Annotated in this window: 21 protein-coding genes; 17 read left to right on the top strand and 4 right to left on the bottom strand. The window is 63.6% G+C overall.

Going from position 1 to position 21,032, the window contains the following annotated elements; genetic code table 11:
* Positions 1-3 precede the first annotated feature (3 nt).
* The 6 genes from ASF04_RS10185 (at position 4) to motD (ending at position 5,889) form a co-directional block, all read left to right on the top strand.
* Complete coding sequence (locus ASF04_RS10185) at positions 4-1,068, top strand: hypothetical protein (RefSeq protein WP_056140758.1); 1,065 nt, start codon at positions 4-6, stop codon at positions 1,066-1,068.
* A 210-nt stretch (positions 1,069-1,278) separates the two neighbouring features.
* Positions 1,279-2,772, top strand: a complete 1,494-nt coding sequence (flhF, locus tag ASF04_RS10180) for a flagellar biosynthesis protein FlhF (RefSeq protein WP_056140753.1) — start codon at positions 1,279-1,281, stop codon at positions 2,770-2,772.
* A complete protein-coding gene (locus tag ASF04_RS10175; RefSeq protein WP_056140752.1) occupies positions 2,765-3,589 on the top strand; it encodes a hypothetical protein in 825 nt (274 codons plus the stop codon). The genes flhF and ASF04_RS10175 overlap by 8 nt, the downstream gene beginning before the upstream one ends.
* Before the next feature lie 17 nt (positions 3,590-3,606).
* Positions 3,607-4,338, top strand: coding sequence for an RNA polymerase sigma factor FliA (locus ASF04_RS10170; RefSeq protein ID WP_019922854.1), 732 nt, complete (start codon positions 3,607-3,609; stop codon positions 4,336-4,338).
* Positions 4,320-5,066, top strand: coding sequence for a flagellar motor protein (locus tag ASF04_RS10165; RefSeq protein ID WP_056140749.1), 747 nt, complete (start codon positions 4,320-4,322; stop codon positions 5,064-5,066). Before ASF04_RS10170 ends, ASF04_RS10165 begins: the two co-directional genes overlap by 19 nt.
* A 1-nt stretch (position 5,067) precedes the next feature.
* Positions 5,068-5,889: a flagellar motor protein MotD gene (gene motD / locus ASF04_RS10160; protein ID WP_056140746.1), complete on the top strand. Its 822-nt coding sequence runs from the start codon at positions 5,068-5,070 to the stop codon at positions 5,887-5,889.
* A 66-nt stretch (positions 5,890-5,955) separates the two neighbouring features.
* Here the strand turns inward: motD and ASF04_RS10155 are convergent, their stop codons facing one another.
* From ASF04_RS10155 to flgA, 3 genes are all read right to left on the bottom strand, one after another.
* Positions 5,956-6,420 (bottom strand): flagella synthesis protein FlgN, encoded by a 465-nt coding sequence (locus tag ASF04_RS10155; RefSeq protein WP_056140745.1) that lies wholly within the window; start codon positions 6,418-6,420, stop codon positions 5,956-5,958.
* A gap of 8 nt (positions 6,421-6,428) precedes the next feature.
* Positions 6,429-6,746 (bottom strand): flagellar biosynthesis anti-sigma factor FlgM, encoded by a 318-nt coding sequence (gene flgM, locus ASF04_RS10150; protein ID WP_026637463.1) that lies wholly within the window; start codon positions 6,744-6,746, stop codon positions 6,429-6,431.
* A gap of 113 nt (positions 6,747-6,859) precedes the next feature.
* On the bottom strand, positions 6,860-7,561 hold the full coding sequence (gene flgA / locus ASF04_RS10145; protein ID WP_056140741.1) for a flagellar basal body P-ring formation chaperone FlgA: 702 nt from the start codon (positions 7,559-7,561) through the stop codon (positions 6,860-6,862).
* 149 nt (positions 7,562-7,710) lie between these two features.
* Here flgA and flgB point away from each other — a divergent pair, with 149 nt between their 5' ends.
* From flgB to flgL, 11 genes are all read left to right on the top strand, one after another.
* Positions 7,711-8,136, top strand: coding sequence for a flagellar basal body rod protein FlgB (flgB, locus tag ASF04_RS10140; protein ID WP_056140737.1), 426 nt, complete (start codon positions 7,711-7,713; stop codon positions 8,134-8,136).
* A gap of 11 nt (positions 8,137-8,147) precedes the next feature.
* Positions 8,148-8,558 (top strand): flagellar basal body rod protein FlgC, encoded by a 411-nt coding sequence (gene flgC, locus ASF04_RS10135; protein ID WP_019922847.1) that lies wholly within the window; start codon positions 8,148-8,150, stop codon positions 8,556-8,558.
* Positions 8,559-8,572: 14 nt separating this feature from the next.
* Positions 8,573-9,283 (top strand): flagellar hook assembly protein FlgD, encoded by a 711-nt coding sequence (locus tag ASF04_RS10130; protein WP_056140734.1) that lies wholly within the window; start codon positions 8,573-8,575, stop codon positions 9,281-9,283.
* A gap of 13 nt (positions 9,284-9,296) precedes the next feature.
* A complete protein-coding gene (locus ASF04_RS10125) occupies positions 9,297-10,853 on the top strand; it encodes a flagellar hook protein FlgE (RefSeq protein WP_056140730.1) in 1,557 nt (518 codons plus the stop codon).
* Positions 10,854-10,864: 11 nt separating this feature from the next.
* Entirely contained in the window at positions 10,865-11,605 is a 741-nt protein-coding gene (gene flgF, locus ASF04_RS10120) for a flagellar basal-body rod protein FlgF (RefSeq protein WP_019922844.1), read from the top strand.
* A gap of 81 nt (positions 11,606-11,686) precedes the next feature.
* Positions 11,687-12,469: a flagellar basal-body rod protein FlgG gene (gene flgG / locus ASF04_RS10115; protein ID WP_019922843.1), complete on the top strand. Its 783-nt coding sequence runs from the start codon at positions 11,687-11,689 to the stop codon at positions 12,467-12,469.
* Positions 12,470-12,479: 10 nt separating this feature from the next.
* Positions 12,480-13,139 (top strand): flagellar basal body L-ring protein FlgH, encoded by a 660-nt coding sequence (locus tag ASF04_RS10110; protein WP_056140726.1) that lies wholly within the window; start codon positions 12,480-12,482, stop codon positions 13,137-13,139.
* 8 nt (positions 13,140-13,147) lie between these two features.
* Positions 13,148-14,335 carry a flagellar basal body P-ring protein FlgI gene (locus tag ASF04_RS10105; protein WP_082488676.1) on the top strand — a complete coding sequence of 396 codons (1,188 nt, stop codon included), beginning with the start codon at positions 13,148-13,150 and terminating at the stop codon, positions 14,333-14,335.
* Positions 14,336-14,356: 21 nt separating this feature from the next.
* On the top strand, positions 14,357-15,331 hold the full coding sequence (gene flgJ / locus ASF04_RS10100) for a flagellar assembly peptidoglycan hydrolase FlgJ (RefSeq protein WP_056140723.1): 975 nt from the start codon (positions 14,357-14,359) through the stop codon (positions 15,329-15,331).
* A gap of 133 nt (positions 15,332-15,464) precedes the next feature.
* Positions 15,465-17,420: a flagellar hook-associated protein FlgK gene (flgK, locus tag ASF04_RS10095; RefSeq protein ID WP_056140721.1), complete on the top strand. Its 1,956-nt coding sequence runs from the start codon at positions 15,465-15,467 to the stop codon at positions 17,418-17,420.
* 39 nt (positions 17,421-17,459) lie between these two features.
* Positions 17,460-18,719 carry a flagellar hook-associated protein FlgL gene (flgL, locus tag ASF04_RS10090; RefSeq protein ID WP_082488675.1) on the top strand — a complete coding sequence of 420 codons (1,260 nt, stop codon included), beginning with the start codon at positions 17,460-17,462 and terminating at the stop codon, positions 18,717-18,719.
* On the opposite strand, the gene ASF04_RS10085 is transcribed toward flgL, so the two are convergent.
* Entirely contained in the window at positions 18,716-21,019 is a 2,304-nt protein-coding gene (locus tag ASF04_RS10085; protein ID WP_056140718.1) for a C1 family peptidase, read from the bottom strand. The two genes, flgL and ASF04_RS10085, sit on opposite strands and share 4 nt — an antisense overlap.
* Positions 21,020-21,032: the final 13 nt, after the last annotated feature.

The following is a 21,032-nucleotide window of genomic DNA, read 5'->3' as shown; positions in this document are numbered from 1 at the left end:
CATATGAGCGACGACTACGATTCGCCATGGAAGGAAGTGGTCATGCACCACTTTCCGGAATTCATGGCTTTCTACTTCCCCCAGGCGCATGCGCAAATCGACTGGTCGCTGCCGCACGTGTTTCTCGACCAGGAACTGGCGGCGTTGTCGGCTGATGCTGAGCTCGGCAAACGCTTGTTGGACAAGTTGGTCAGCGTGCGCAAGCTCGATGGCGACGAGCAATGGGTACTGGTGCACCTGGAAGTGCAGGGCTGGCGCGATGCCGATTTTGCCGAGCGCATGTTCATCTACAACTACCGCGTGTATGACCGCTACCGCCATCCGGTGGCCAGCATGGCGTTGCTGACCGACGAGAATCGCCACTGGCGTCCGACCAGCTTCGGCTGGCAGCAGCTTGGCTGCACGATGCAGCTTGATTTTCCGATCGCAAAAATGCAGGATTACGCATACGTGATCCCGGACTTGGCGAGCCAGGAAAACGCGTTCGCGCTGGTGAGCGCAGCGCATTTGCTGGCTCAGAATACCCGTAACGATGCGCATCGACGCCGCATCGCCAAGTGGAAACTCACCAAGATGTTGTATCAGCGCGACTGGGATCGGCAGCGTATCATCGATCTCTATCGGGTGATGGACTGGATCATGCGCTTGCCGCCAGCGCTGGAGCAGCGCCTGCGATCAGGGATTGTTCAATTGGAAAGGAGGAGTGACATGACATACTTGTCTTCTATCGAACGTATAGGTATGGAAATTGGGATCAAGAAAGGCATGGAGCAAGGCCTGCAACAGGGCATGCAACAGGGCATGCAACAAGGTTTGGAACAAGGTTTGGAACAAGGTCTGGAACAAGGTCTGGAGCAAGGACTGGAAAAAGGTCTGCAAAAAGGACTGGAGCAAGGACAGCGGCGCGGTTCTGCCGACTTGCTGTCCCTGATGCTTAAATCCCGCTTCGGCCCGTTAAGTTTGCCTGTGCAAATCATGCTGGAAGATGCACCCGCCGACCTGCTCAATCAGTGGGCAAAAAACTTTGTCCACGCCGATACTCTCGACGCTGTTTTTCGTACCGAGTGACCAAGCCTGATCACTCCACGCGGCCGCATTGAAATGCGGCCCATTTCCCCGCCTGTTCATCAGATCGTTTCCTGAGTGCATCGTCAATAATGGCACTGTCCGAGTGATAGAAGCATCGCAGCCGCGCGATGCATTGCTCAAGCTACAGGAGTCATCGATGGCCTACATTACTTTGCAACCCCGCGTCAGCCAGTTCCTGGGGAGCCGGCCATGAACGTGAAAAAATTCACCGCGCCGACGTCGCGCGAGGCATTGCGCAAGGTTCGCGAAGCGCTGGGGCCTGATGCCGTAATCTTGTCCAATCGCCAGGCCGATGGCATGGTGGAAATCCTGGCCCTGGCCAACGACGATGCAGCCTCGCTGGCGATGCCGGCACCGCACTCGCCGATGGCCGAGCCGGCCCCGTCGCTCGATTTCGACGCCGCCATCGCGCAACGCAGCCAGCGCCTCGATGCGCGTCTCGAGCCCCATTTCGACGAAGCGCCCTACATGGCGCCACGCCAGGCGCAGCCGCCTCAGCAGACCATGCAGCCGCCTCAGCAGACCATGCAACCGCTGCACCACCAGGCCGCCCAGCAACCGCCACGCCGCGTGGTCGCCTCGCCATCGTCGTACGCCACCAAGACCGCTGCTGCAGCAGCGCCGGCCAGCATGCCAGCCCAGCCGCGCGCACCGCAACTCGATGCCGACCAGGTCAGCGCCATGGTCGCCTCGGCCGTGGCCAGCGCCAAGCAGAGCGCCGCGCAGGAAATGCAGGACATGATGAGCGAAATCCGCGCCATGCGCGGCATGATGCAAACCCAGTTGGCAGAAATCGCCTGGGGCAGCACGCAGGCGCGCGAGCCGCAAAAAGCCGCCGTGCTGCGCGAGATGCTGGCTGCTGGCTTTTCGGCCAGCCTGTCGCGCTACCTGATCGACAAGCTGCCGGCCGGCCGCGACGCCGCCGACAGCATGCGCTGGATTAAGACCGTGTTGACGCGCAACCTGTCGGCCATGGCCAACGAAGATGCGCTGATCGACCAGGGCGGCGTGTTCGCACTGGTGGGCCCGACCGGCGTCGGCAAAACCACCAGCACCGCCAAGCTGGCCGCGCGCTGCGTGATGCGTCACGGCCCGGACAAGCTGGCCCTGATCACCACCGACGCCTACCGGATCGGCGCCCATGAACAACTGCGCATCTACGGCAAGATACTCGGTGTGATGGTGCACTCGGTCAAGGACGAAGCGGACCTGCGCATCGCCCTCAAGGAATTGCGCAACAAGCACACGGTGCTGATCGATACCGTGGGCGTGAGCCAGCGCGACCAGATGGTCACCGAGCAGGTCTCGATGCTGCAAGGCGCCGGTTCCGACGTCAAGCGCCTGCTGTGCCTGAACGCCACGGCTACGCAGGAAACCCTGTCGGAAGTGGTGCGCGCCTACCAGGGCAGCGGCCTGGCCGGCTGTATCATGACCAAGCTCGACGAAGCGGCAGCGATCGGCAACGTGCTTGACGTGGTGATCCGCCAGAAGCTCAACCTGTTCTACGTCTCGAACGGCCAGCGGGTGCCGGAAGACCTGCACCTGGCCGATCCGGCCTACCTGATCGACCGCGCGTTCAAATTGAAACGCGACGTGGTCAATACCCAGTACCTGGACAATGAACTGCCGCTGTTGATGTCGGGCAGCCAGCACAACGCGCAGCGCGAGGTACACCTTGGCTAATTTCGATTTCGACCAGGCCGAAGGCCTGCGCCGCATGCTGGCGGGGCCCAAGCCCCGCATCGTCACCTTTTTGTCCGCTACCGCGCAGGACGACAAGGGCGCCATGCTGGTCAACCTGGGCGCTTCGCTGGCCCGGGCCGGCAACGACGTGCTGCTGATGGACGCGTGCGCCAGCGCCCGCGGCGTGGCCAGCCGGCTCGGACTCGACGGCGGCGCCAGCCTGCTCAACGTGGCGCGCCAGGAATGCGCGTTGAACCAGGTGCTGCACCAGGCGCCGCAGGGTTTTGCCGTGGCGTCGATGACGCGCGGCATGCCGCGTAGCGGCCCCGACGAAACCCGCCGCCTGGCCAAGGCTTTCGACGTGCTGGTCAAACAGACCGGCATGGTGATTGTCGATGGCGAGTTCGACGGCGAGTCGTTCCCGGTGCCGGTCATGGCCAGTTCCGAGATCGTGGTGCAAGTGTCGGCCAACGCTGCTTCGATCAAGGCGGCTTATAGTTTAATCAAGCAATTGAACCAGGAATTGGGCCGCCGGCCATTCGGAATTCTTGTCACCGGTGCATCGGAAGCCGAAGCTAAGTTGGTTTACGATAATATGGCACAAGCTGCCAGCCGTTACCTGGCCGTCAACCTGGTCTCGATGGGCTCGGTGCCGGCCGATGAATACCTGCAGCGCGCCGCGCGTTTGGGTCGCGCGGTGGTGGATGCGTTTCCGCTGGCCGGTGCATCGGTGGCGTTTCGTCAACTGGCGGGGCGCTTTGCGCTGGCTGGCTCGCCTTCTTTCCAGACGGGGAGCGGCAATCATTTTAGCGCTTGAAAGTAAAACAATAGGCTATGTACACGGTCAAAGGGAAAGCGGACAAGAACACCTTGCTGACGGAGCACATGCCGTTGGTCAAGCGTCTTGCCCATCACATGAAGGCAAAATTGCCGCCCAGCGTAGAGGTCGATGATCTGGTGCAAGCCGGCATGATCGGGCTGCTCGACGCCATCAACCGTTACGAAGAAACCCATGGCGCGCAGTTCGAGACCTATGCCGTGCTGCGCATCCGTGGCGCCATGCTCGACGAGCTGCGCACCAGTGACTGGCTGCCGCGCTCGATGCGCCAGAACATGCGCAAGATCGAAGCGGCCATGAGCACGCTGCAACAAAAGCTCGGCCATCCACCGACCGAGTCGGAAGTGGCCAAGTCGCTCAAGCTGTCGCTGTCCGATTACCAGGACATGCTCTCCGACGGCGGCGGCCACCAACTGGTGTACTACGAGGACTTCCATGACGACGACGGCAACGACAGTTTCCTTGACCGTTACTGTTCCGATGAAGAATCCGATCCGCTGCGCGCGCTGCTCGACACCGATTTCCGCCAGGCCGTGATCAACGCTATCGATGCCTTGCCCGAGCGCGAAAAGATCCTGATGGGGCTGTACTACGAAGAGGAGCTCAACTTGAAGGAAATCGGCGCCGTGATGGGTGTGTCGGAATCGCGCGTATCGCAGCTGCATACGCAAGCCGTGGCGCGCCTGCGGGCCAATCTCAGGGAGAAGGCATGGACTGGGCCAGCATAGCCGGTGTCGTCATTGCGCTGATCGGCATTGCCATCGGCCAGACCATGGAGGGCGGCAAACTGTCCTCGCTGGTGCAGCCGGCCGCGTTTGCCATCGTGGTGGTCGGTACGTTCGGCGCCGTGCTGCTGCAATCGAAGTTGCGCACCTTCGTGCGCGGCATGAAGATGCTGCGCATGGTGTTTGCGCCGCCGCCGGACACGCGCGCCGCGCTGGCGCGCGACATCAGCGCCTGGAACCTGGCCGCGCGCCGCGACGGCCTGCTGTCGCTCGAGCGCCACATGCTGGCCTCCAAGGATAAATTCAATACCAAGGGCCTGCGCCTGATCGTCGATGGCATCAACCCCGACAAGCTGCGCCAGTTGCTTGACACCGAAATCACCGCGTACGAGACCGAGGAACGGCTGGCCGTGCGGGTGTGGGAATCGGCGGCCGGCTACGCGCCCACCATCGGCATCCTCGGCGCCGTGCTGGGCCTGATTCACGTGATGGAAAATCTCACCGACCCCACCAAGCTGGGCGCCGGCATCGCGGTGGCGTTCGTCTCGACGATTTACGGCGTGGGCCTGGCCAACCTGTTCTTCTATCCGATCGCCAACAAGCTCAAGGCCATCGTCAACCAGCATGTGCACCAGCAGGAAATCGCCGCTGCCGTGTTTTACGATATTGCCACCGGCGACCACTCGCGCGTGATCGAAGAGCGCATCGCCACCTTGATGCGCGAGCACTGAGATGTACCATCGGCGCGCCCGTAAAAAATTCGACGAGGAAGTGGAAAACCACGAGCGCTGGCTGATCTCGTACGCCGATTTCATTACCCTGCTGTTCGCGTTTTTCGTCGTGATGTACGCGATCTCGTCGGTCAATATCGGCAAGTACAAGGTGTTTTCCGATGCCCTGGGTGACGCCTTCGGCGGCGCCGGTTCGTCGCCGCCGGTCAACACGCAAGTGCCCAATCTGCCGATCCCCAATCCCGCCCTGAAACGCCGCGCCGAAATGCTGAAACAGGAGCGCCAGGAAATGACCAGGCTGGCGCAGGACTTGCTGTCCACGCTGGCGCCGCTGGTCAAGGAGGGGAAAGTACGCGTGACGCAGAACAGCCGGGGCGTCAGCGTGGAAATCAATGCCAGTGTGCTGTTCGATCCGGCCGATGCGCGCCTGACGCCCGAGTCGGTGGAAGCGCTGAGCGCGGTGGGCGTGCTGCTCAAGAACGACTCCCATAACGTGCAGGTCGAGGGTCACACCGACGATCTGCCGATCAGCAATGCGCAATTCCCGTCGAACTGGGAACTGTCGTCGGTACGCGCCAGCAGCGTGGTGCGTTTATTCGTGGAAAATGGCGTGGCGCCCACCCGCTTGACGGCAGTGGGCTTCGGCTCGAACGTGCCGGTCGCATCGAACGACGACCCCATCGGCCGCGCCCGCAACCGCCGGGTGGCGGTAACGATTCTATCGGGCTTGCCTGATCCGGTGACCGAGTTGCCGACCGACGGCGCGCCGGCGACCGCTCCAACGGTAACCCCCGCAGCAGCTCCGGTGCCAGCTCCGCAATAATCAAAACGCACGCATCCGAAAGATGGCCTGAACTGCCCGGCGTCCTGGGCGGCTTCAGGCCATCTTTCAGCCTGCTAAAAAGCCTCTGCTGCGTGGTATTGGATTCGACATACCGGTCGCACTATACGTCTGCCCACCGTTCGAAGGCCGCAGGGCCGCCAGTGCGCCCTGGGTATTATTGATTTGCTTGTTGATCAGCATGCCGTTGACGCGATTGCATTCCTTGGCTTCACGCGTGGTGTCGAGCAGCGCATTCCAGGCGTGGGCAATGTCGTCGTCGCCGCTGGCGGCGATCCAGGCTTCCATGCCAGCCTCTTCGGCCGGGAAGCCGGCCTTGCCCAGGGCGCGGTGGCGCTGAGCCGACAGCAGGGTCATCTGCGCAATCAGCACGGTTTTCTTGTTGGTGACCACATCCAGGCCTTCGATCTCCGCCGAGACCAGCATCTGCTGTTCTTGCTTGAGCAAGTCCAGCAAGGTGGTCATGATGTGCGCTTCTTCGCGCAGATTGTCGAGCGGGGTGACCGTGGTCATGATCTATCCTAACGTTGTCTTGAGTGCAGCAGATCCTTGACCGTATCGAGCAAGCCATCCGCCACTTTTTCCGAATTGACCTGGAATTGCCCATCGGCAATTGCCAGCTTGATGCGTTCGACTTTTTTGCTGTCGAACACGGCGCCTGCGCCATTGGTGGCACTGGCCGCCATGGCCTGGCCCTGCGGCGACAACCGTACGCTGTCGGTCGCAGCCGGGGTGGACGACTGCACCGCCGTCTCCGCGCTGCGGGTGGTCGTGGCGGGCGGGCTGTTCGTTGCAGGCAAGCCTGGCGTGTTCTTTAATGTTGTATCGTTGATTTTCACAGCACTTCCTTCACTGGGTGGAGTGTGATACTCCGGGATCTGAGTCTATAACGGCGCGCGTTTGAGAAACTTTAGCGCCGTCGTGACCAAGACCTCCAGCTTTTGCCCATCCTTTAAAACGCCACCTCCACCAGTCCGCCGGTTTTGGCGATACCACTGATTTGCTGTCCCGAGGCGGTTTTTACCCGCACCACCTGGCCATCGGTGGCCGTGCTCATGGCGCGGGCCTCGGCCGATACGCTGAAACCGCTGCCGGAGGACACCAGCCGCACCAGCTGGCCCGGCTGCACCACCGGCTTGCTGCGCAAGGTATCAAGACGCAAGGGAGTGCCTGGCGGCAATGATGCATTGGTGCTGCGGCCGATCACCTGGCTGACATCGGTAGCCACGCCTGCCGGCAGGCTGGTCAGGTCGCCCTGCAGCACGACCAGCTGGCGCTCCTCGATCTCCTGGCCCTGCACCAGCGGCGCGGCGCTGGCGACATAGTCGCCCATCACGGTCACGCTCGCTTGCACATACAGGGTCCAGGCGGCTGGCGCCGTGCAGCGCACGCCCACGGTGGTCTTGCCCCAGGCGCGCGCGCCCGGCGAGAAGAATGCCTGCGGGGCAGGGCAGGCGGCCAGGTTCAGGCGCGGGTCGATGGCGCCCACGGCCACCGTGACCTGGCCCGGCAGGCCGCCGCTTTGTATCTTGAGAAATTCTTCAACGGTGCGCTTGATGCCGGCCGCATCTTGCCGACCCTGGGCGTGGGCCTGGGGCAGCACCGGCAGCAGCAACGCGGCGGAAATTAGCAGTGTAACGAGACGTGGGGTCATGGCGCGGGCCTTCCATTCAATGCTGCCATGATAGAGAACCGCACCGCGCTTGAAGCGTGGAATAAGGTGGAAAAGCCGCTGCTGCTCGCTTGATGGTTCGCGGGAGCAACTCCGTATCATCGATCCTGTTAATACACCCGGAGGCCACCATGCTTTCCAAGCTCGACGACTACATGCGCTTTAACGAATCGGCCCTGAACCTGCGCGAAAAGCGCCAGACCGTGCTCGCTTCGAATATCGCCAATGCCGACACGCCCAATTACAAGGCGCGTGACATCGACTTTTCCAGCGCCATGAAAGCGGCCGTGGAAAAGGCCAGCCCGACTGCCGCCGCCAGCATGAAGACGACCGCCGCGCGCCACTTTCCGAACCCGCCGTCCGATGGCGGCCTGCTGGCCGACGGCACGCCGCTGCTGTACCGGGGCGTGGTCCAGGGCGCGGTCGATGGCAACACGGTCGACATGGACGTCGAGCGCAACCAGTTTGCCGACAACGCGGTGCGCTACGAGGCCAGCCTGACCATGATCAACTCGCAGATCAAGGGCATGATGAACGCCCTGCAGTCCGGTAACTGAGGAGCCTGATCATGTCCCTCTTCAGCATCTTTAATGTTTCCGGTTCGGCCATGAGCGCGCAAGCCCAGCGCCTCAACGTGACCGCATCCAACCTGGCCAATGCCGACAGCGGCACCAGCTCCACCGGCGAAGCCTACCGTGCGCGCCAGGTGGTGTTCGAAGCGACGCCGCCCACCAATGGCGGCGCCTCGACCGGCGTGCGCGTCAAGCAGGTGGTGGAAGACCAGTCGCCGATGAAAATGAAGTACGACCCGCAAAATCCGCTGGCCGACGACAAGGGCTACGTCACCATGCCCAACGTCAATCCGGTTGACGAGATGGTCAACATGCTGTCGGCGTCGCGTTCCTACCAGAACAACGTGGAAGTGATGAACGCCGCCAAGTCGATGTTGAACAAAACCCTGACCATCGGTCAGAACTGATAGAAAGAATCATCATGGCAGTCAGCGGCATTATCGATACTCCCAAGACCGTGACCACCAACTCGGTGGCCACCAGCTCGAGCACCAGCACCACGTCCACCGACAGCGTCCAGGCCGACCAGGACAAGTTCATGCTGCTGCTGGTGACCCAGCTGAAGAACCAGGATCCGCTCAACCCGATGGACAACGCCGCCATGACCAGCCAGCTGGCGCAGCTGTCCACCGTTACCGGCATCAACAAGGTCAACGCCACGCTGGAGTCCCTGCGGGCCGACCAGGCCAGCGCCCAGTCGATGACGGCAACCAACCTGATCGGCAAAGGCGTACTGGTGGCCGGCAAGGGCATCGAATTGAGCACCGCCACCGCCGCCGACGGCACCAAGTCCAGCAGCAGCGTGTTTGGCGTGGAGCTGGGCACGGCGGCCGACGTGGTCGATATCAACATCGTTGACAAGACCGGCAAGACGGTGCGCACCATGAGCATGAAAAGCGCGGACGCCGGCACCTATCCGATCACCTGGGACGGCACCAAGGACGACAAGACGGCAGCCGAAGCGGGCAGCTACACGTTCACGGTCAAGGCCACCACCGGCGGCAAGGCGCTCGACAACGCGACCCCGCTGCAACTGGCGGCCGTGGCCAGCGTGTCCACCGGCAGCGCCGGCGTCAAACTCAACACATCGCTCGGCCACTTCACCTTGGCTGAAATTAAAGAAGTACTTTAACTAGGGGAATACCATGTTCCAACAAGGACTGAGCGGCCTGAACGCTGCATCGAAATCGCTGTCGGTGATCGGTAACAACATCGCCAATGCCAGCACCGTCGGCTTCAAGAGTTCGGAAGCGCAGTTTGCCGACCTGTATGCCAATTCGCTCAACGGCGTGGCCGGCCAAAATCCGGGCATCGGCGTGATGACCTCCAAGATTGCCCAGCAGTTCACGCAGGGGAATATCGAAACCACCAACAACCCGCTCGATGTCTCGATCAACGGTGGCGGTTTCTTCCGCATGACCGTCAATGGCGCGGTGCAGTACTCGCGCAATGGCCAGTTCCACGAAGATAACCAGCACACGCTGGTCAACGCGCAGGGCGCGGTGCTGACCGGCTACCTGGCCAATACCGCCGGCGTGATCCAGCTCGGCGCGCCGGTGCCGCTGGTGCTCGACAAGTCGGACCTGAAACCGGTGCAAACCACCGAGGCCAATTACCACCTGAACCTGAGCTCGGCCGAGAAGGTGCCTGCCAAGAACCCGTTCAACGCCAACGACCCGGAAACCTATAACAAGCAGACCGTGCTGGACGTGTACGACAGCCTCGGTACCCAGCACATCATGACCACGTACTATGTCAAGACCGATGCCAACGTCTGGGACGTGTACGCCGCTGCCGACAACAAGGAAGTCATTTCTGCCGGCGTGGCCGCCGCCATCAATTCCGATGCCGGCGTGGCCGCGGCACGCACCGCCTACAACGATGCCATCCGCGCCACGCCGCCCGATGCCGCCACTATTGCCCAGGCTGCCAAGACCTACGCCACGGCCGCTTACCAGGTGATGCGCACGGCCGCGTCCACCGCGCCAGCCCAGGCCAGCGCTGCCCAACTTGCTGCGCTCGACACCGCGTACGCCGCGCTCGATCCGACCAATTCCGGCAGCATTACCGGCCAGTCGCCGGACGAAATCAGCGCCAAGCTGGCCGACGCCATCACGGTGCCGGCAATCAAGGTCGGCACCTTGCAATTCGACCGCAGCGGCAACCTCGACCCGGGCGCCATGGCCCTGCGCACGCCGCCGCAAACGCTGCCGTTCCAGATCCAGTTGCCGATCTTCCCGGACACCGGCTCGCTGCAGCCGCTGACGGTTGCCACCACGTTCGAGAACACCACGCAGTACGGCAGCGCCACCAACGACCTGGGCTCGGTCCAGAACGGCTACTCGGCCGGCTCGTGGCAGCGTTTGTCGATCGACGAGAACGGCATCATCCTGGGCCAGTACAGCAACGGCAAGTCGCGCGCCATGGGCCAGATCGCCATGGCCAACTTCGCCAGCGTCGATGGCCTGACCCCGCTCGGCAACAATGCGTGGTCCGAAAGCGCCGCGTCCGGCCAGCCGATGATCGGCGTGCCGAATGCCGGTTCGATGGGGCAGTTGCGTTCGAGTTCGGTGGAAACCTCGAACGTCGATCTGACCGAGGAACTGGTCAACATGATCACCGCGCAGCGCGTCTACCAGGCCAATGCGCAGACCATCAAGACCGAAGACTCGCTGCTGCAAACGCTGGTCAACCTGCGTTGATGAGGTAAACCATGGACCGTCTGATCTATACCGCGATGACCGGTGCGCGGCACGTGATGGAGCAGCAAGCCACCGTGTCGAACAACCTGGCCAACGCCACCACCAACGGTTTTCGCGCCCAGCTCGATTCCTTCCGGGCGGTGCCGGTCATGTCGGACGGTCTGCCCACGCGCGCCTTCGTGGTCGATTCCACGGTGGGCTCCAACTTCACGGCCGGGCCGATGCAAACCACCGGCCGCGCGCTCGATATCGCCATCCGCGAGCAGGGCTGGCTGGCGGTGCAGTCGGCCGACGGTTCGGAGGCGTACACCCGCAACGGCAGCCTGCGCGTGAACGAAAACGGCTTGCTGCAAACCACCAGCGGCCAGACCCTGATCGGCGACGGCGGCCCCATCGCGGTGCCGCCCGACACCACCATCACGATCGCCAGCGACGGCACGGTGAGCACGGTGTCCAACGAATTCCAGCCAGGCCCGTCGAACGTGCTCGGCCGTTTAAAACTGGTCAATCCGCCGACCGCCGGCCTGCTGCGCGGCGACGATGGCCTGTTCCGCCAGGCCGACGGCACGCCCGCGCAGAACGACCCGGCCGTGCGCATTGTCGATGGCGTGATCGAGGGCAGCAATGTCAATCCGGTCGATTCCATGGTCAACATGATCAGCCTGGCAAGGCAGTTCGACATGCAAATGAGCTTGTTGAAGAACGCCGAGAATAACGCCGCAAAAGCCACCCAGATCCTCGCTTTGGGTTGACCCCGACTCCCGCATAATGCTGTTGTGGGATGAGCGTTTGCCGCTGTGGCGAACGCCCATCCAAGCTACGGGAGAAGGATCATGATACGTTCACTTTGGATCGCCAAGACCGGCATGGAGGCGCAGCAGACGCAGCTCGACGTCACCTCGCACAACCTGGCCAACGTCAGCACCACCGGCTTCAAGAAATCGCGCGCGGTCTTCGAGGACCTGCTGTACCAGAACATCCGCCAGCCCGGCGGCCAGTCGTCGCAACAGACCAACCTGCCATCGGGCATGCAGCAAGGTACCGGTGTGCGTCCCGTCGCGATCGAACGCATCCACACCCAGGGCAATCCGCAGGCGACCGGCAACGACAAGGACATCATGGTCAACGGCGCCGGCTTCTTCAACGTGCTGCTGCCCGACGGCACCACCGCCTACACCCGCGACGGCTCGTTCCAGCGCGATAACAACGGCCAGATGGTCACCTCCAGCGGCTTCGTGCTGCAACCGCCGATCACCATCCCGATCGAAGCACAAAACATCACCGTCGGCCGCGACGGCACGGTCTCGGCCCTGGTGCCGGGCACGGTGGCGCCGCAGCAGCTGGGTGCGCTGCAACTGTCCACTTTCATCAACCCGACCGGGCTCGAATCGAAGGGTGAAAACCTGTACGTGGAAACCGGCGCGTCGGGCGCACCGCAAACCAATACGCCAGGCACCAACGGCCTCGGCGCCATCCTGCAAGGCTACGTGGAATCGTCGAACGTCAACGTGGTCGAGGAAATGGTCAACATGATCCAGAGCCAGCGCGCCTACGAGATCAATTCCAAGGCCATCACCACGTCGGACCAGATGCTGGCCCGCCTGTCGCAGCTGTAAGGAATACGCCATGAAACTCGCCTCCCTCGTCCTTGCTGTCGCCGCCATGCTGGCCGGCTGCGCCAATGTCACGCCCACGTCGATCGTCGATTCGCCGCGCACCGCGCGCCCGCTGACAACCGAGCAGATGCAGGTCAAGCCGACCAGCGGCGCCATCTACCAGGGCGGCAATTTCCGGCCGATCTTCGAGGACCGCCGTGCGCGCCAGGTGGGCGATGTGCTGACCCTGGTCATCACCGAACGCACCACCGCCAACAAGGCCGGCACCAATTCTGCCAACAAGACCAGCGCGGTCAGCATCGGCCTGCCGAAACCGTTGCAGGGCACGTTCGGCAACCCGCTGGCGATCAACAACGAAAACAGCTTTTCCGGCGCCGACAACCAGACCGCCAGCAACGCCTTCACCGGTACCATGGGCATCACCGTGGTGGAAGTTCTGCCGAACGGCAACCTGATCGTGGCCGGCGAAAAGCAGGTGGCGATGAACAAGGGCGTGGAATTCATCCGCTTCTCCGGCATGGTCAATCCCGACAATATTGTCACCGGCAATACCGTGTCGTCCACCGCCGTGGCCGATGCTCGCGTCGAGTACCGCACCAGCAGCCAGGTGGACAAGGCGGAAGTGGCGTCGATGGTGTCGCGCTTCTTCCAGAGCATCTTGCCGTTCTGAGGCCGATCATGAAACATTTTCCATCGATCCCGAAAGCCCACAGCGCCGAGCGTGCTGTCGCCGCCTGCAAACGCGCAGCGGTGGTGGTGGGCATCATCGTCGGCACCGTGGTGTTGTCGCTGCTGATGGCGCCACCGGCCCAGGCCGAGCGCCTGCGCGACCTGGCCAGCATTGCCGGCGTGCGCCACAACCAGCTGATCGGTTACGGCATCGTGGTGGGCCTCGATGGCAGCGGCGACCAGACCACGCAAACTCCGTTCACCGTGCAAAGCGTGGTGTCGATGCTGCAGCAACTGGGCGTGAACCTGCCACAGGGCACCCAGCTGCAACTGAAAAACGTCGCTGCCGTCATGGTCACGTCGTCGCTGCCGCCGTTCTCGCAGCCGGGTCAGACGCTCGACATCACCGTCTCGTCGATGGGTAACGCCAAGAGCTTGCGTGGCGGCACCTTGTTGATGACGCCGTTGAAAGGCGCCGATGGCCAGGTCTATGCCATGGCGCAAGGCAATGTGCTGGTGGGCGGCGTCGGGGTGCAGGCCGGTGGTGGCGGTGGCGGCAATTCGCTGGTCATCAACCACCTGAGCGTGGGCAAGATTTCCGCCGGCGCCACGGTGGAACGCGCCGTGGCTTCCAGCCTGGGCGAGGGCAACATGATTCGCCTGGAACTCAACACCGCAGACTTCGCGACTGCAAGCCGCGTGGTCGATGCCATCAACGACAAGTACGGCGCCGGCATAGCCTACGCGCTCGACGGCCGCGTGATCCGCGTGCAGGCGCCCAGCAGCAGCGACCAGCGCGTGACTTTCATCGGCACCTTGCAGGACATGAATGTCAATCCGGCCGAACAGCCGGCCAAGGTGATCATGAATGCGCGCACCGGCTCGGTTGTGATGAACCGCGCGGTAACGCTGGAGACGTGCGCCATTTCGCACGGCAATATGTCAGTATCGGTCTCGTCCGATCCGCAGGTAAGCCAGCCCAATCCGCTCTCGGGCGGCTCTACCGTGGTCACCCAGAACCAAAACGTGGCCATCAAAAAAGACGGTGGCAAGGTCATGATGGTCAAGGGCGGCGCTTCGCTGGCCGAGGTCGTCAAGGCCCTCAACGCCATCGGCGCCACGCCGCAGGACTTGCTGTCGATCCTGCAAGCCATGAAGGCCGCAGGTTCGCTGCGCGCCGAACTGGAAATCATTTAAGCAGATTGCGGGACTATCGCCATGGCCAGCCAAAACACCTCCAACGTCGGTAACGACCTCTCCCGAAAATTCGCGCTCGATGTCAAGGACATGGGCAGCTTGCGCCAGGGCGCGCGGGCCGGCACGCCCGAAGCGCTCAAGGGCGCCGCCACCCAGTTCGAAGCGATGTTCGTCAACATGATGTTGAAGACCATGCGCGAGGCGTCGCCGCAGGACAGTCTCACCAATAGCGACCAGACCAAGATGTTTACCGGCATGCAGGACCAGCAAACCGCCCAGAGCATCGCCAAGAAGGGCATCGGCCTGGCCGACATGCTGGTGCGCCAGCTGGGCCAGAACGACAAGCAGGCGCTGGCCGTGGGCGGCGCCGGCGACCCCACCGACGGCGCCAATGCCGGCAGCTTTGCCGGCATGGCCAGCCTGATGGACGCCAGGCTGCAAAAAGCCATCGCTGCTGCCGGCGGCAACGCTGCCGCCAAGGCTGACGCTACCGCCGAGGTCAAGACCGCCGCCCCGGCGCGGCGCGGCTCGCAAGCGCCGCACGTGGTGAGCTTCCAGGAAAAACTGTCGGCCCACGCTGACGAGGCCAGCGCCGCCACCGGTATCCCGGCCAAGTTCATGCTGGGCCAGGCCGCGCTTGAGAGCGGCTGGGGCAAACGCGAAATCAAGGGCCGCGATGGCACCAACAGCAACAACCTGTTCGGCATCAAGGCCACGGCTGACTGGAAAGGCAAGGTGGTCGAGGCGACCACGACCGAATACGTCAACGGCAAGGCCCAGACCAAGGTCGAACGCTTCCGCGCCTACGACAGCTACGCGGACAGCTTCAAGGATTATGCGCGCCTGATCACCAGCAATCCGCGCTACGAAAAAGTACTGGCCAGTGCCGGCGACGCCAGCGCGTTTGCCCAGGGGCTGCAGAAGGCCGGTTATGCCACCGATCCCCAATACGCCAATAAACTCACTAGCATCATTAAACGCTCGCTGGCCGGTTAAATCGACCCAGGGCGTCGTTGCAGCGCCTAGCCCTGGGACGATTTAAGCCGGCCAGCTTGAGGCTGTCAAATCCGGGTCATTCAAGTTTCGGGCTGGGCTGCCGTAAACATTAGCAACATAAAGTGAAACCATCATGAGTCTACTGAGCATCGGCAGAAGTGGTTTGTTGGCGGCCCAGGTCGGATTGTCCACGACCGGCAACAACATTACCAACGCGAACGTCCCGGGCTACTCCCGCCAGGGCGTGGTGCAGACCGACACGCCTTCGCAAAACAGCGGTGCGGGTTTCGTCGGCACCGGTACCGAAGTGTCCACCGTCCGCCGTTACTACGACAATTTCCTGGCCAACCAGCTGCGCGGCGCCGAGACCAACCAGGCGTCGCTGGAAACCTATTACAAGCAGATTTCGCAGATCGACAACCTGCTGGCCGACCCCACCGCCGGCCTGTCGCCGGTGATGCAGGATTTCTTCAACGGTGTGCAGAATGCCACTGCCAATCCGGCCTCGGCCGCGGCGCGGCAATCGATGTTGTCCACGTCCGAATCGCTGGCCGCGCGTTTCCAGGGCATGAGCGCGCGCCTGGACGAGATTTCCGACGGCGTCAACAGCCAGGTCGTCTCCAACGTCGGTGAGATCAACTCGTTTGCGCGCCAGATTGCCGACCTCAATAACACCATCGCCGGCCTCAGCTCGGGCGGCGATGCCCCCAACGACCTGCTCGACCACCGCGACCAGCTGATCACCGAGCTGAACAAGCTGGTCAAGACGACAGTGGTACCTGGCGACAACAATATGCTGACCGTGCAAATGGGCACCGGCCAGCCTTTGGTCGTGGGCAATAACGCGTTCACCCTGGGCACGGCGCAAATGGCCAACGATCCGTCCAAGATGACGGTCGGCTACCAGACCGCGAACGGCAAATTCACGCCGTTGCCCGACAAGGTGCTCAACGGCGGCCAACTGGGCGGCTTGCTGGAATTCCGCAATACCGCGCTCAACGGCGCGCAGAATCAGCTGGGCCAGGTAGCCGCGTCGCTGGCCACCAGTTTCAATGCTCAGCACGAACTGGGTCAGGACCAGAACAGCGTGGCCGGCGGCACCTTCTTCAACGCGATCCAGGCTTACGTCAATCCCAACACTAACAACGCGCCGCAAAGCACGGCCGAGGTGAAGGGCACGGTGGTCGATGCCGGCAAGCTGACCGCCAGCGATTACAGCGTCGACTTCGACGGCACCAATTTCAACGTCAAGCGCCTGACCGATGGCCAGGTCACGCAAATCAATCCGTTCCCGCAGACCGAACCGCAGGTGATCGACGGCGTGGCCTACAGCATCACCGGCACCCCGGCGCAAAACGACAACTTCCTGGTGCGCCCGACCTACAGCGCGGCCAAGGACTTGACGGTGGCGATCAAGGACCCGGCCAAGATCGCCCTGGCCGCGCCGATCACCACGGCCGCGCCGATCGCCAACACCGGCACCGCCAAGATCTCGGCCGGTACGGTGGATCAGAACTACCTGACACCGGGCAATGCCTTGACCGCACCGGTCACGCTGACCTTCGACAAGGCGGCCGGCACGCTGACCGGCTTCCCGGCCGGCCAGGATGTCACGGTCACGGCCAACGGCAACAGCACCACGTATCCGGCTGGCACCGCCGTACCGTTTACCGATGGCGCAGCCATCAGCTTTGGCGGCGTCAGTTTCAATATCACGGGCACGCCCGGCGATACCGATACCTTCACCATCGGCCCCAACACCAGCGGAGTGGGCGACAGCCGCAACGGCGCCTTGCTGGCCGGCCTGCAGGCCAAGAATGTCATGAACGGCGGCACCGCGACGTTCCAGGGCGCCTACGCCCAGGTGGTCAACGTGGTCGGTAACAAGGCGCGCGAAGCGCAGATCGGCATGAACGCGGCCGACGCCGCCGTGGTGCAAGCGACCAAGGCGCACCAGAGCGTGTCGGGCGTGAACCTCGACGAAGAGGCGGCCAACCTGCTGCGTTACCAGCAGGCCTACCAGGCGGCAGGCAAGGTCATGCAGATCGCCAGCACATTGTTCGACACCTTGCTCAGCCTCGGCCGTTGATGTTCGTTCCCGTAGCAGATTATTTGACGAGGTAGCCCCATGGTCATGCGCATCAGTACCAAAACCATTTACGACGTCGGCGTTGGCCAGATCAGCACGCTGCAGTCGTCGCTGGCCCGTACCCAGCAACAGCTCTCGACCGGACGCAAGAACCTCACCGCCGCCGACGATCCGATCGCCAGCGCGCGCGCGCTCGAGGTCACGCAATCGGCCGGCATCAACGAGCAGATGGTTACCAACCGCAGCAATGCCAAGGGCTTGTTGTCGCTGGAAACCGTGGCCCTGCAAAGCTCCACCAACCTGATGACCGAAATCAAGACGCTGGCAGTCAAGGCCGGCGCCGGCAGTTTGTCGCAGGCCGACCGCGAATCGCTGGCGGTCGAACTCGAAGGCCGGATGGCCGACTTGCTGGGCCAGGCCAACACGTCCGATGGCGTGGGCGGCTACGTGTTTTCCGGCTATAAATCGACGACCCAGCCGTTCACGCCCACCGCCAATGGCGTGGTCTATAACGGCGACCAGGGCCAGCGCGAGTTGCAGGTGGCGTCCACCCGCAAGGTGGCGATCAGCGATTCCGGATCTTCGGTGTTCGAGAACAATATGACCGGCAACGGCCGTTTCGCTACCGGCGCGTCCGCGGACAATTACGGTCGCGGCGGCACCGGCATCATCGGTCCCGGCTCGGTGGCCGATGCCACCAAGCTCACCGGCAACAAGTACCAGATCGATTTCCAGGTCACGCCTGCCGTACCCGGTACGCCGGCGTCCACCACCTACACCATCACCGACCTGACCCTGAACCAGCCCGTACCAGCAACGCCGGTGCCGGCGGTCCCGGTGCCGTACGTGAGCGGCCAGGCGATTGCGTTCGACGGCATGACCTTCGACATCAAGGGTGCACCGGCCGACGGTGACCAGTTTTCGGTGGAGCCTTCGACCAAGAAATCGGTGTTCAGCGCCATCGACGACATGATCAAGGCCTTGCGTGCGCCCGGTTCGGGCGCTGCCGGCCAGGCTAGCCTCAGCAACGCGCTGAACCAGGCGCAGAACAGCATCGACAACACTGCCGACAACATCCTGTCGGTGCAGGCAGCGGTCGGCTCGCGCCTGAAGGAACTCGATTCGCTCGATAGCGCCGGCGACGACCTCAAGCTGCAATACGCGACCGTGCTCTCCGAGTTGCAGGACGTCGATTACGTGGCGGCGATCTCGATGTTCACCCAGCAATCGACCAACCTCGACGCGGCGCAGAAATCGTTCAAATCCTTGTCGGGATTGTCACTGTTCAATTACATCTAATAATCCAGATCGGTTACGGGCGCATCAAGGGCCGTGCCCGGCGACCGTCCCAGCACGCGGTTGATGGTGCGGGTCAGGATCACGATATCGTTATCGAAAGCGTTGTGGGCCGGTTTGACCGCGCGCTGCAACGATACCGGCATGCGCATGCCGGTGACCTCGCAGGCGGGCACGCCGTCGGCCTGGGCCGGCAGCGCTGCCACCCAGGCGCGCCAGGCACGCACCTGCGGCCAGTCGGCCGCGCGCCACAGGTCGTCGTCCGGTTGCAGCGCGGTCGCATCGACCGTCCGTTGCAAGCCGGCCAGCGGCGTCTTGCGTACCTCCTCGAAACCGCGCGCCACCAGGTATAACAAGGATTTTCCGTAAGGTCCCACGGTATCGTCGCGCTCGGCCGCATCGGACAGCAGGTGCAGCCAGAAGCGGTCGCGCGGCACCACGCCGGCCGTCACCGCCGCCACAAAACAGCGCCGGGCGAACGCCAGCGAACAGGCTGGCGCGTACAGCGTGACCGACGCCACCGGCAGCCTGGCCGCGCGACACAGTTCGAGCAGGTGGCCGTGCACGAAGGCGCCTGCGGAATGGCCGGCCAGGTGGATTTCGAGCGCCGGGTGCTCTTGCCACAACCGCACCAGTGCAGCAGCGAGCAAGGCCAGCGCGCCGCCGTCCTGCGCGGCGCGCGCTGCATTGTCCTGCATTTCTCGCCACGCCCACCGGACCTGGTGGGCCACGGTTTCCAGCAGGCCGTCCTTGGCATCGCTGAAGGTGCGGCCGGCCAGGGCTGGCGCCGCCACGTCGCCGACGGCGTCGTACAGCAGGCCACCCAAGGTTTCCAGTACGCCCGTGCGCCAGGTGTAGAACAGCGGGTAAATGCCGTTGGCGGCAAAGTACGGCCCCATCACACGGATGCGGCGTAGCGACGCCGACTCCGTGTTGAGGCCGCCATGGGCGTAAATCACCACTTTCTTGCGGCCGCCGCTGACGCCATTGCTGCCACTGCTGCCGCTGCGTAGCCAGGCCCCCAGGCCTTCGTCCACGGCCACCGCCACCAGGTCGGCCGCGCGGCCGATGTCGGGCCGGCTGCTGCGCAGCACGCCGTTATTGCCGCTGACCAGCGTGTGGGCATAGGCGGTATCGGTGGACCACGGCAGGGCGCCAGCGAGCGCCGGATTGGCCAGCACCGGCGGATCGGCAGCAGCCAGCGACACGCCGATCCGGCGCGACTTGGCGGCGGCCGTGGCAACGTCGACTCGACCGGCACCCCCAGTAACCTCGGCACCCCCGACATTTCTCGAGTCGCCGGCGGCCCCGGTGCCACCGATGCCACCGACGGCCCCGGCACGACCGGCGTGCCTGACGTCGCCAGCATTACTGGAGACGTTAGCGAGCGCCGCGTTGGACAGGGTCCCGAGAGCCGAGGCCGGCTGGCGCCCGACAGCCGATACGGCCGCCACCTGCGGCACCCCTAGTGCCGCCACCCAGCAGTCGAGGCCATTGTTGCGCCAGTCGTCGTAGCGCACCACGGCAAAGCCGCTTGCGCCCCAGTCTTCGCCCCAGGAATTTTGCACCACGAAGCCGTGCTCGTTGTAGCCGACGATGGCAAACGCGTGGTTGCCGGCGTCGGCCGCCATGCCGTCATACCCGATCACCGGCAGACCATCGTGGCCTTGCGCCAGTCCGCTGCCGGCCGCAACCGCGAGCCACCCCGCGTGCACGCTGGCCGACACGTACAGCGCGCCGATCGCGTGCAAGGCGGCCTGCATGTCGGTAATGGCGTCGCGGTCCACCCGGTAGTACACGCCGAGCGGGCGGGTGGCGGCGTCGGCGGCCCAGCGCGGATCAGGGCGGTAGCCGACAGCGGCGTGCGGATCGGCGTGGACGCTGGCCTGCCACAGCGGCGCCAGGCAACTGCCGTGCTTGCTCCAGCCCTTGATGGCGCCCCGGCAGCTCGATCCTTCGTATTCCTCGCCCGGCCATTCGTCGTAGAAGCGCGCCAGGTCGTACAACATGTGCGGGCTGACCGGTGCAGTGGGCGCACCTTCGCGCTGCCACAGCAGGAAGTTGACCACGGCGGCCAGGCCGTAGCCGGTACATGCGCCATGTTCTCCGTGCGCGCTCTGATCGAGCACCAATCCCTGCCTGACGTAGGCCGGCAGCAGGCGGCGCAGGCGCGCGTCTTCGGGCCAGCGCGGCGGCAGCGCGGCCAGCGGCGGCGCGTAGGGACGGTCGCGCGGATCGAGGCGGTCGGCGCGGGCGTCGAGGCGCACGGTCTGGTCGTCGAACTGGAGATGGCGAGTGGGCATGCTCGTGGCTGCT

The organism is Duganella sp. Leaf61 (assembly GCF_001421905.1).
Lineage (GTDB): Bacteria > Pseudomonadota > Gammaproteobacteria > Burkholderiales > Burkholderiaceae_D > Rugamonas > Rugamonas zoogloeoides.
This window is presented reverse-complemented; position numbering and strand designations above follow the sequence as displayed.

What these genes read in the sequence shown, in the direction of transcription:
- ASF04_RS10185 (WP_056140758.1), top strand. Translation starts at nt 4, where the DNA reads ATGAGCGACGACTACGATTCGCCATGGAAGGAAGTGGTCATGCACCAC.
- flhF (WP_056140753.1), top strand. Translation starts at nt 1,279, where the DNA reads ATGAACGTGAAAAAATTCACCGCGCCGACGTCGCGCGAGGCATTGCGC.
- ASF04_RS10170 (WP_019922854.1), top strand. Translation starts at nt 3,607, where the DNA reads ATGTACACGGTCAAAGGGAAAGCGGACAAGAACACCTTGCTGACGGAG.
- ASF04_RS10165 (WP_056140749.1), top strand. Translation starts at nt 4,320, where the DNA reads ATGGACTGGGCCAGCATAGCCGGTGTCGTCATTGCGCTGATCGGCATT.
- motD (WP_056140746.1), top strand. Translation starts at nt 5,068, where the DNA reads ATGTACCATCGGCGCGCCCGTAAAAAATTCGACGAGGAAGTGGAAAAC.
- ASF04_RS10155 (WP_056140745.1), bottom strand. Translation starts at nt 6,420, where the DNA reads ATGACCACGGTCACCCCGCTCGACAATCTGCGCGAAGAAGCGCACATC.
- flgA (WP_056140741.1), bottom strand. Translation starts at nt 7,561, where the DNA reads ATGACCCCACGTCTCGTTACACTGCTAATTTCCGCCGCGTTGCTGCTG.
- flgB (WP_056140737.1), top strand. Translation starts at nt 7,711, where the DNA reads ATGCTTTCCAAGCTCGACGACTACATGCGCTTTAACGAATCGGCCCTG.
- flgC (WP_019922847.1), top strand. Translation starts at nt 8,148, where the DNA reads ATGTCCCTCTTCAGCATCTTTAATGTTTCCGGTTCGGCCATGAGCGCG.
- ASF04_RS10130 (WP_056140734.1), top strand. Translation starts at nt 8,573, where the DNA reads ATGGCAGTCAGCGGCATTATCGATACTCCCAAGACCGTGACCACCAAC.
- ASF04_RS10125 (WP_056140730.1), top strand. Translation starts at nt 9,297, where the DNA reads ATGTTCCAACAAGGACTGAGCGGCCTGAACGCTGCATCGAAATCGCTG.
- flgF (WP_019922844.1), top strand. Translation starts at nt 10,865, where the DNA reads ATGGACCGTCTGATCTATACCGCGATGACCGGTGCGCGGCACGTGATG.
- flgG (WP_019922843.1), top strand. Translation starts at nt 11,687, where the DNA reads ATGATACGTTCACTTTGGATCGCCAAGACCGGCATGGAGGCGCAGCAG.
- ASF04_RS10110 (WP_056140726.1), top strand. Translation starts at nt 12,480, where the DNA reads ATGAAACTCGCCTCCCTCGTCCTTGCTGTCGCCGCCATGCTGGCCGGC.
- ASF04_RS10105 (WP_082488676.1), top strand. Translation starts at nt 13,148, where the DNA reads ATGAAACATTTTCCATCGATCCCGAAAGCCCACAGCGCCGAGCGTGCT.
- flgJ (WP_056140723.1), top strand. Translation starts at nt 14,357, where the DNA reads ATGGCCAGCCAAAACACCTCCAACGTCGGTAACGACCTCTCCCGAAAA.
- flgK (WP_056140721.1), top strand. Translation starts at nt 15,465, where the DNA reads ATGAGTCTACTGAGCATCGGCAGAAGTGGTTTGTTGGCGGCCCAGGTC.
- flgL (WP_082488675.1), top strand. Translation starts at nt 17,460, where the DNA reads ATGGTCATGCGCATCAGTACCAAAACCATTTACGACGTCGGCGTTGGC.
- ASF04_RS10085 (WP_056140718.1), bottom strand. Translation starts at nt 21,019, where the DNA reads ATGCCCACTCGCCATCTCCAGTTCGACGACCAGACCGTGCGCCTCGAC.